The 9,200-nt window shown below is 68.4% G+C and carries 10 protein-coding genes; 2 read left to right on the plus strand and 8 right to left on the minus strand.

The window, feature by feature from the left end; all coding sequences use genetic code 11:
- The 5 genes from Q8M88_RS10005 to Q8M88_RS10025 all read right to left on the minus strand — a co-directional run.
- On the minus strand, window positions 1-552 hold a 552-nt coding region (locus tag Q8M88_RS10005; protein ID WP_305596945.1), incomplete at its 3' end, for a DHH family phosphoesterase.
- A 100-nt stretch (window positions 553-652) separates the two neighbouring features.
- The gene (glpX, locus tag Q8M88_RS10010; RefSeq protein WP_305596946.1) at window positions 653-1,606 is read right to left on the minus strand and encodes a class II fructose-bisphosphatase; all 954 of its coding nucleotides are present in this window, start codon (window positions 1,604-1,606) and stop codon (window positions 653-655) included.
- 57 nt (window positions 1,607-1,663) lie between these two features.
- Window positions 1,664-2,953 carry a homoserine dehydrogenase gene (locus Q8M88_RS10015; protein WP_305596948.1) on the minus strand — a complete coding sequence of 430 codons (1,290 nt, stop codon included), beginning with the start codon at window positions 2,951-2,953 and terminating at the stop codon, window positions 1,664-1,666.
- A complete protein-coding gene (locus tag Q8M88_RS10020; protein WP_305596950.1) occupies window positions 2,950-4,170 on the minus strand; it encodes an LL-diaminopimelate aminotransferase in 1,221 nt (406 codons plus the stop codon). Before Q8M88_RS10020 ends, Q8M88_RS10015 begins: the two co-directional genes overlap by 4 nt.
- Before the next feature lie 114 nt (window positions 4,171-4,284).
- On the minus strand, window positions 4,285-4,737 hold the full coding sequence (locus tag Q8M88_RS10025) for a hypothetical protein (RefSeq protein WP_305596952.1): 453 nt from the start codon (window positions 4,735-4,737) through the stop codon (window positions 4,285-4,287).
- A 358-nt stretch (window positions 4,738-5,095) separates the two neighbouring features.
- On the opposite strand from Q8M88_RS10025, the gene phaC reads away from it, so the two are divergent.
- Both phaC and Q8M88_RS10035 read left to right on the plus strand, forming a co-directional pair.
- Window positions 5,096-6,835 carry a class I poly(R)-hydroxyalkanoic acid synthase gene (gene phaC / locus Q8M88_RS10030; RefSeq protein ID WP_305596962.1) on the plus strand — a complete coding sequence of 580 codons (1,740 nt, stop codon included), beginning with the start codon at window positions 5,096-5,098 and terminating at the stop codon, window positions 6,833-6,835.
- Window positions 6,836-6,851: 16 nt separating this feature from the next.
- Window positions 6,852-7,250, plus strand: coding sequence for a hypothetical protein (locus Q8M88_RS10035; protein ID WP_305596954.1), 399 nt, complete (start codon window positions 6,852-6,854; stop codon window positions 7,248-7,250).
- Here Q8M88_RS10035 and msrB read toward each other — a convergent pair.
- The 3 genes from msrB to rpsI form a co-directional block, all read right to left on the minus strand.
- The gene (gene msrB / locus Q8M88_RS10040; RefSeq protein ID WP_305596956.1) at window positions 7,231-7,719 is read right to left on the minus strand and encodes a peptide-methionine (R)-S-oxide reductase MsrB; all 489 of its coding nucleotides are present in this window, start codon (window positions 7,717-7,719) and stop codon (window positions 7,231-7,233) included. The two genes, Q8M88_RS10035 and msrB, sit on opposite strands and share 20 nt — an antisense overlap.
- A 41-nt stretch (window positions 7,720-7,760) precedes the next feature.
- Window positions 7,761-8,738 carry an N-acetyl-gamma-glutamyl-phosphate reductase gene (argC, locus tag Q8M88_RS10045; RefSeq protein WP_305596958.1) on the minus strand — a complete coding sequence of 326 codons (978 nt, stop codon included), beginning with the start codon at window positions 8,736-8,738 and terminating at the stop codon, window positions 7,761-7,763.
- 79 nt (window positions 8,739-8,817) lie between these two features.
- On the minus strand, window positions 8,818-9,200 hold a 383-nt coding region (gene rpsI, locus Q8M88_RS10050; protein WP_305596960.1), incomplete at its 5' end, for a 30S ribosomal protein S9.

A 9,200-nucleotide genomic window follows, 5' to 3' on the forward strand; every position in this document is an offset into this window, starting at 1 on the left:
GTGGTGGTCGATGACCACGACATCCAGGCCGATCTCCGCGGCGCAGGCGATGGCGTCGTGGGCCGCTGCGCCGCAGTCGACGGTGACCACGAGGTCGGCGCCCTCCTCGCGAAGTCGGCGGAAGGCGGCCGGCGATGGCCCGTAGCCCTCGGTGACCCGATCGGGGACGTAGATCGGCAGCTCCGCGTCCATCGCCCGCCACCAGCGGACCAACTGCGCGGCGCTGGAGGCGCCGTCGACGTCGTAGTCGGCGAACACCACGGCCTTGCGCCCGCGCTTCAGGGCGTCCAGCAGCACGTCGACGGCCTGGTCCATGCCCATGAAGCTCGACGGGTCGGGAAACAGCGCCTTCAGCGTCGGGTTGAGGTAGTCGGCGCCCTGCTCCAGGCCGACGCCACGCGCGGTGAGCGCGCGAGCCAGCGGTTCGGACAGACCGTGGGCGTGCTGGTGGCGGCGCACGACGTCGGGGTCGGCGGCGCGCTCACGCCACAGCCGGCCGCTCAGCGATCGCGTGACGCCCAGATAGCCCAGGGGCTGTGATCCATCCGCCATGAGGGTCCTCTTTGCGCGGAACCCTATAGGGAGTCGCGGCTGCGACTAAGGCGGTCGCAGCCTGCTGAGTCGTTGCGTCGCAGGCGCCGAAGCGGCGGCCTCAGACCGGGCGCTTCATCCGCACTTCGCGCACCGTGCGGGTGGCGGAGTTCATCACCAGGGTGTGGGTGTGCACGAAGCCGCCTTCCAGGCGCACGCCGTCCAGCAGCGCGCCCTTGGTGACGCCGGTCGCCGCGAAGATCGCGTCGGCGCGGACCATCTCGTGCAGGTCGTACTTCTTGTCGAGGTCGGTGATGCCGATGCGCTCGGCGCGCTTGCGCTCGTCGGCGTTGCGGAACACCAGACGGCCCTGGAACTGACCGCCGACGCACTTCAGCGCCGCGCAGGCCAGCACGCCCTCCGGCGCCCCGCCCTGCCCGACATAGAGGTCGACGCCGGTGTCCGGATCGGCGGTGTTCATCACGCCGGCCACATCGCCGTCGGTGATCAGGTACACCCGCGCGCCCACCGAGCGCAGGCTGGCGATGATGTCGGCGTGGCGCGGACGGTCCAGCACGCAGGCGGTGATCTGCGAGGGATCGACGCCCTTGGCCTTGGCCAGCGCGCGCACGTTGTCGGCCGGCGAGGCGTCCAGATCGATGATCCCAGGCGCATAGCCGGGCCCGCAGGCGATCTTGTCCATGTAGGTGTCGGGGGCGTTCAGCAGCGTGCCCTTGGGCGCCCAGGCCATCACGGCCAGCGCGTTGGACATGGCCTTCGCGGTCAGCGTGGTGCCTTCCAGCGGGTCGAGGGCGATGTCGATCTTCGGGCCTTTGCCGGTGCCGACCTTCTCGCCGATGTAGAGCATCGGCGCCTCGTCACGCTCGCCTTCGCCGATGACGATCTCGCCAGCGATGTCGAGGTCGTTCAGCGCCGTGCGCATGGCGTCCACGGCGGCCTGATCGGCCTCCTTCTCATCTCCCCGGCCGACCATGTGCCAGGCGGCGATCGCGGCGATCTCGGTCACCCGCACCGCATCCAGCACCAACCCGCGGTCCAGAACCTCGGAACTCATATAACCGTCTCCCAGCTGCGCACGCCGTCCCGGCGCGCGCGATGATCTTTTAGAGTGTCAGATGCGCGCAATGCGCAAGAGCCGCGGCCGCTCCAGCACGAATGGCGCCGCGGCGATCTGCTCGATCGCCTTCGAAAGCACCGACTCTGCGACCGCGTGCGTGGTCAGCACGATCGGCACCCCTTGCGCTTCCTCGACCGGCTTCTGCAGGAAGCTCTCGATGGAGACCCCCGCCTCGGCCAGCGTCTCGGAGACCGCGGCGATTACGCCGGGCTGCTCCTTGACCAGCAGCCGCAGATAGGCGCGGCTCATGCTGCGCGAGGGGTCGACCGGCGTGAACGGCGTCAGATCGCCGGCGGGCCTCTGGAATACCGGACGCACGGCCAGCGTCATCACGTCGGCGATGTCGGCGGCGACAGCGGCGGCTGTTGGGCCAGCGCCGGCCCCGGGTCCCTGGATGTAGATGCGGCCGATCCGCTCGCCCTCGATGAACAGAGCGTTGAGCGCCCCGCCCGCCTGCGCCAGCGGATGGTCCAGCGCCACCAGCGAGGGGTGCACGCGCACCAGCACGCCGTCCGGCGATCGATCGGCGGAGGCGATGAGCTTGATCCGATAGCCCAGGTCGCGGGCCATCTGGATATCCAGCAGGGCGACCTGCTCCACGCCCTCGATCTCGGCGGCCGCATAGTTCGGCGCGCAGCCGAAGGCCAACGCCGCCAGGATCGAGATTTTGTGGGCGGAGTCGAAGCCGCCGACGTCCATGGTCGGGTCCGACTCGGCGTAGCCTAGCTTCTGGGCCTCGCCCAGCACTTCGGCGAAGGCGCGCCCGCCCCGCTCCATCTCGGTCAAGATGTAGTTGCAGGTGCCGTTGAGAATGCCCGCGACCGAGCGCACCTCGTCGCCGACCATCGCCTCACGCAGCATCTTCACCGCCGGCGTGCCGCCCATCACCGCGGCTTCGAACAGCAGGGGTACGCCCTTGGCCTCGGCGAGCGCGGCCAGCTCGGCGCCATGTTCGGCGATCAGCGCCTTGTTTGCGGTGACCACCGGCTTGCCCGCGTTCAACGCCGCCTCGACCGCGGCCTTGGCAGGGCCGTCGGATCCGCCGATCAACTCGACGAACAGATCCACGTCCGGCGACAGCGCCAGCGCCACCGGATCGTCGAACCACGCAAGGTTGGAGATGTCGAACGGCCGGGGCCTGGAGCGCGAGCGCGCCGACACCCCGGTGATCCTGGTGCGCCCGCCGGCCGGCGCGAAATCCGGCCGGTCCGACAGGAAGTTCAGCAGTCCTGCGCCTACGGTGCCCAGGCCCGCGACGCCGACCCGCCACTCACGAGGACTCATGGGACGCCGACCGAGTTATGGGCGCGCTCGAGCAGCTCGTCCGACCTGGCCAGGAAGCGTTTGACGTTGCGCGCGGCCTGGCGAATCCGCTGCTCGTTCTCCACGAGCCCGATACGCACATAACCCTCGCCATGCTCGCCGAAGGCCACGCCGGGGGAGACGGCGACGCCCGCCTCCTCGACCAGCAGGCGTGAGAACAGCATCGATCCGGCTGCCTTGAACTGCGGCGGCACCGGCGCCCAGGCGAACATCGAGGCGGGCGGCGGCGGGATGTCCCACCCGGCCCGCTTCATCGACGACACCAGGGTGTCGCGGCGGCTCTTGTAGATGGCGCGGATGTCGTCGACGCAGTCCTGCGGCCCATTCAAAGCCGCGGCGGCGGCGACCTGGATGGGCGTGTAGGCGCCGTAGTCGAGATAGCTCTTCACTCGGGCGAGCGCTGCGCACATCCGCTCGTTGCCGACCACCATGCCGACCCGCCAGCCGGCCATGGCATAGGTCTTCGACAGCGAATTCACCTCGACGGCGACGTCCTTCGCCCCGTCGACCTGCAGGATCGAGGGCGGCGGGTTGTCGTCGAAATAGATCTCGGAATAGGCGATGTCGGACAGCACCAGCATCTCGTGCTTCTTCGCCAACGCCACCACGTCGCGGTAGAATTCCAGGTCCACCCACTGGGCGGTCGGGTTCGACGGATAGCTGACGATCAGCACGCTGGGCGGCGGCGCAGAGTGCTTCATCGCCTTGCTGACGCCGGACAGGTATTCCTCGGGCGACAGCGCCGGCACGTGACGGATCACCCCGCCGGCCATGATGAAGCCGTAGGCGTGGATCGGATAGGCCGGGTTCGGGCAGATGATCACGTCGCCGGGCGCGGTCAGCGCCTGGGCGAGGTTGGCGAAGCCTTCCTTGGAACCCAGGGTGGCGATCACCTCGGTGTCCGGGTTCAGCTTCACGCCGAAACGGCGGCCATAGTAGTTCGCCATGGCCCGGCGCAGCCCGATGATGCCCTTGGACGCGGAATAGCGCCCGGCCTTGGGGTCTAGGGCGGTCTCGACCAGTTTGTCGACGATGTGCTTGGGCGTCGGCATGTCGGGATTGCCCATGCCGAAGTCGATGATGTCCACGCCCTCGGCGCGCAGCCGCGCCTTGACGCGGTTCACCTCTTCGAAAACGTAGGGCGGAAGTCGTCGTATGCGATGGAATTCGGGGGTCATGTAAAGCTCGGCGCCGCTGTTACTGCGGCTGGTGAGAGCTGCGGTCGCGCATGGATAGACTCCGGTCCGGAGTCCGCCAAGCAGGTTCGGCGGCTTTAGAGCCTCCGCGGGCCCCTAGCGGGGCGGCGGAGGCGGTGTAGCTCGCTCCCGCTGAGCGCGTGCGAAGGCTTCAGGGTCGTTTGCGATGGGGGCCGCATCGTCGCCCAGCGAACGCTCGGCGCGGGCGGCGAACGAATCGGACCCGTCCAGCGTCCAGGTCGAGGCGGCGGTGTCACGTTCGAGCCGCGCACCCTCGCCTTGCACGTCGGCGACCGCGGCCGCGAAGGCCCGCGCCGGTCGGACGTCGGCCGGCGTCGGGGGAATCTGGGCGAAGGTGGGATAAGGCCGCACGACGCGCGCAGCGCGAGCCACATCGGCGGCCACGGTGGACGCAGGATCCACCTGCGCCTCGGCGAACGGACTGGCTGCACAGCCTGCAAGCAGGCACGCGGCCAACCCGCAGGCGATCGCCCGGGGAGCTTGACCACGCCGCGAGGCGTTCAGGAAAAAAGATGCAGACACGTTCATGTCCGCACCGCTCTTATGCGATGATCGCAGTCGGCGAAAGAGTGCGCGCGCTCGCGTCGAGGAGGAAACAACGATGAGCGAGCACCCCTCAGCTCCCGATGACGACGGCGCCGGCAAGAAGAGCGGCGGCAAAAACAAGGACAAAGGCAAGGGCAAGAAGGCGAAGTTGAAGCTGGATGCAGCGGTGGCGGAAGCCATGCAGACGCCCGCCGCCGAGCAATCCTCACCCGCCCCGGCCGAGCCTACGCGCACGTTTTCGCCGCCGCCGCCGGCCGCGGCGGCCGGCCTGGCCAGCGCCGCCGACCTCAGCGCCAAACTGCTCGACCCCAACCAGCGTGAAGTGCTGGAAAAGCTGTCCATGAATCTGGCGCGCGCTGCGCTGACCGCGCAGGGCGCGATCGCCGAGCAGGCGCTGCGTCAGGCCGATCGCCCGGCCGCACTGTCGCCTGACCCATTCAACGTCGCACCCGCGCTGACCGACGTCATGGGCCGCCTCGCCGCACAGCCCGACCGGCTGGTGCGCGCTCAGTCCGATCTGTTCGCCCGCTACCTGGAGCTCTGGCAGAGCGCCTCGCGCCGCGCCGCTGGTGGCGATTCCGACCCGGTCGTGCAGGCCGGCAAGGGCGACAAGCGCTTCGCCGACCCCGAATGGACCGAGAACGCGGTCTTCGACATCATCAAGCAGTCCTACCTGCTGACCTCCAACTGGCTGAACAGCCTGGTGGCCGAGGTCGACGGCGCCGACCCGATGAACAAGCGCCGGGTCGAGTTCTTCATGAAGATGCTCACCGACGCCTTCTCGCCGTCGAACTTCCTGGTCTCCAATCCGGCCGCGCTGCGCGAAGTGCTGGAGACCGGCGGCGAGAGCCTGGTGCGCGGCATCGAGAACTTCGCCGGCGACCTGGCGCGCGGCGGCGGGCAACTGGCGATCAGCCAAACCAACTATGAGGTCTTCAAGATCGGCGAGAACGTCGCCACCGCTCCCGGCAAGGTGATCTTCCGCAACGAACTGATTGAACTGCTGCAGTTTTCCCCTGCGACCGAGCAGGTGCATGAAATCCCGCTGCTGATCTTTCCGCCATGGATCAACAAGTTCTACATCCTGGACCTGCGGCCAGAGAACTCGATGATCCGCTGGCTGTCGGCCCAGGGCTTCACCGTGTTCGTCACCTCCTGGGTGAACCCGGACGCGACGCTCGCCGACAAGACCTTCGAGGACTATCTGGCGGACGGCGTCTACACCGCGGCCGCGGTGGTCAAGAAGCAGTGCGGCGTCGATACGGTGAACACCGTCGGCTACTGCATCGGCGGCACGATGCTTTCGGCCAGCCTCGCGTACATGGCCTCGCGCGGCGACAAACAGATCAACTCGGCGACCTTCTTCGCCGCCCAGCAGGACTTCGCCGAGGCGGGCGACCTGCTGCTGTTCACCAACGAGGACTGGCTGCGCGAGCTGGAGAGCAAGATGGACGCCGGCGGCGGCGTGCTGCCCGGCCAGACCATGGCCGACACGTTCAACGCCCTGCGCTCCAACGACCTGATCTGGTCGTTCTTCGTGAACAACTACCTGCTGGGCAAGGAGCCGAAGCCGTTCGATCTGCTGTTCTGGAACTCCGACCAGACGCGGATGCCCAAGCGGCTGCACCTGGACTACCTGCGCCGGTTTTACGGCCAGAACGCATTGGCCAAGGGCGAGCTCACGCTGGCTGGGGTGAAGCTGGACCTGCACAGCGTCAAGACGCCGGTCTACATCCAGTCCTCCAAGGACGATCACATCGCGCCGGCGCGCTCGGTCTACCGCGGAGCCCAGCTGTTCGGCGGGCCGGTGACCTTCACCATGGCCGGCTCCGGCCACATCGCCGGCGTGATCAACCCGCCGGCGGCGAACAAGTACCAGCACTGGACCAACGACGCCCTGCCCGCGACGCTCGAGGAATGGCAGGCCGGCGCGGTGGAACATCCGGGGTCCTGGTGGCCGCACTGGGCCGCCTGGCTGCGCGAGCGTTCGGGCCCGATGGTGTCGGCCCGCGACCCGGCGGGCGGCCCGCTGGCCGCCCTCGAGGACGCGCCCGGCAGCTATGTGAAGGTGAAGTCCTAACCTTGAGGAGAGTCACTTGACGGACGACCCGGCGCCGTTCCGCGCGATCACGCCCGACCAGGCGGACGTGCGGATCGAGGACACCATCCAACCGACGTCGATCGAGCATCCGTGCGAAGAGGTCTTCGACCGCGGCGTGCTGCAGCAGCGCTACAACTACCTCGACTACTGGTTCAATATCGAAGGCGTCCGGCTGCGCGCTCGCGCCTATCTGGACGACCCCGGGCGGGTGGCGATCTATCCGCCGCATACACACGCCGACGGCCCAATGCACACCATCGAAGCGCCGGCGTTCAGAGAAGCGGTGCTGGCCTATCTGAAGCGGCGCTACAGCACGATCGACGAGTTGTCGCTGGAGGCTGACGGCTACCGCACCATCTGGCGGCGCGCAGACGTCACGCCGGCAGGAAGCTGATCGCCACGCCGTTGTTACAGTAGCGCAGGCCCGTGGGCTTCGGCCCGTCGGTGAACAGGTGGCCCTGGTGCCCCAGGCAGCGTGCACAATGGTACTCGGTGCGCGGGATGCCGATCTTGAAATCGGTCTTCTTGATCAGGGCGCCGGCTATGGCGTTGTAGAAGCTCGGCCATCCGGTGCCGGACTCGTACTTCCAGGTCGATCGAAACAACGGCAGGCCGCAGCCGGCGCAGGCGAACTGGCCGGTGCGGTGCTCCTTCAGCAGCGGGCTCGTGCCCGGCGCCTCGGTGTCTTCGTGACGGAGCACACGATAGGACGCCCCGCTCAGGCGCTTGCGCCAGTCGGCGTCGGTGAGCTTGCGCCACGGCGAGGCGGCATAGGCGTCGGCGGCGCCCAGCGCCAGGCTTGGGGCGGCGGTGGCCGCGAGTACGCCGGCCAGCAGCCGGCGGCGATGGATCAGCGGTGTCATGCGTCAGATACGGCGCTTTCCGTAGGTCGGATGCAACGCTGTCAGAGTCCCTCGCCCTCTTTCAGGCCCAGCATGATGTTCAGGTTCTGAACCGCCGCCCCCGAAGCGCCCTTGCCGAGGTTGTCGAGCAGGGCGACGAGGCGGGCGTGGCCGCGCTCCTCGTTCGCGAAAACGAACAATTTCAGCTGGTTGGTGCCGTTCAACGACTCCGGATCGAGTTCCGCGCTGAAGCCGGCGGCGCCGGCCCTCGCCTGCTGCAGGGCGTCGCTCTCGCCGGCCGAGGCGACGCTGACGAACCGCTCCCCGTCGTAGGCCTCGGCCAGCGCGGCGCGCAGGTCCGAGCCCTTCAGCTTGCCGGGCAGAGCCCACAGCGGCAGCGGGATGTCGACGATCATGCCCTGCGCATAGCGGCCGACCGACGGCGCGAACACCGGCTCGTGGTCCAGACCGCCGTGCACCTTCATCTCCGGCAGGTGCTTGTGCGACAGGTTGAGGCCGTAGATGCGGAAGGCGTCGTGCGTGCCCTCGGGAACCGGCGCGTCGAACTCCTCGATCAGCGAGCGCCCGCCGCCCGAATATCCGGAGACCGCGTTGACCGTGATCGGCCAGTCCGAGGGGATCAGGCCCGCGGTGGTCAACGGCCGCATCAACGCGACCACGCCCGTCGCGTAGCAACCGGGATTGCTGACCAGCCGCGCGGAACGCAGGGCGCTGCGCTGGTCGACGTCCATCTCCGGGAAGCCATAGGTCCAGCCGGACGCCACCCGGTGGGCGGTCGAGGCGTCGATCACCCGCACGGCGTTGGACGAGATCAAGCCGACCGCCTCCTTCGCCGCCGCGTCGGGCAGGCAGAGGATCACCGCGTCGACGCTGTTCAACAGTTCGGCGCGGGCGGCTGCATCCTTGCGCCGCGCCGGATCGATCGAGACCAGCTCCAGGTCGCGGCGGCCCTCGAGCCGCTGGCGGATCTGCAGGCCGGTGGTGCCGGCTTCGCCGTCGATGAAAACCGTCTGGGTCATGGAATCCGAACTCCGAAAAGCAGAAAGGGCGCTCCGGTTTCCCGAAGCGCCCCATGCAAACGCGATAGCTCGCGCGCGATCAGCGCTTCGAGAACTGGAAGCTGCGTCGAGCCTTGGCCTTGCCGTACTTCTTCCGCTCGACCACGCGGCTGTCGCGGGTCAGGAAGCCGTGCGGCTTCAGCACCGAGCGCAAGCCGGGCTCGTAGTAGGTCAGGGCGTTGGAGATGCCGTGCCGCACCGCGCCGGCCTGGCCGGAGAGGCCCGAGCCCTGGACGGAAACGATCACGTCGAACTGGCCAAGCCGGTCGGCGATCTGCAGCGGCTGGGCGATCATCATACGCAGCACGGGCCGCGCGAAATAGATCTCCTGGTCGCGGCCGTTGATGGTGATCGTGCCCTTGCCGGGCTTGATCCTCACGCGCGCGATGGCGTTCTTTCGCTTGCCAGTCGCATAGGAGAGGC

Origin of the sequence: Phenylobacterium sp., assembly GCF_030693805.1 — a bacterium.
Taxonomy (GTDB): Bacteria; Pseudomonadota; Alphaproteobacteria; order Caulobacterales; family Caulobacteraceae; genus Phenylobacterium.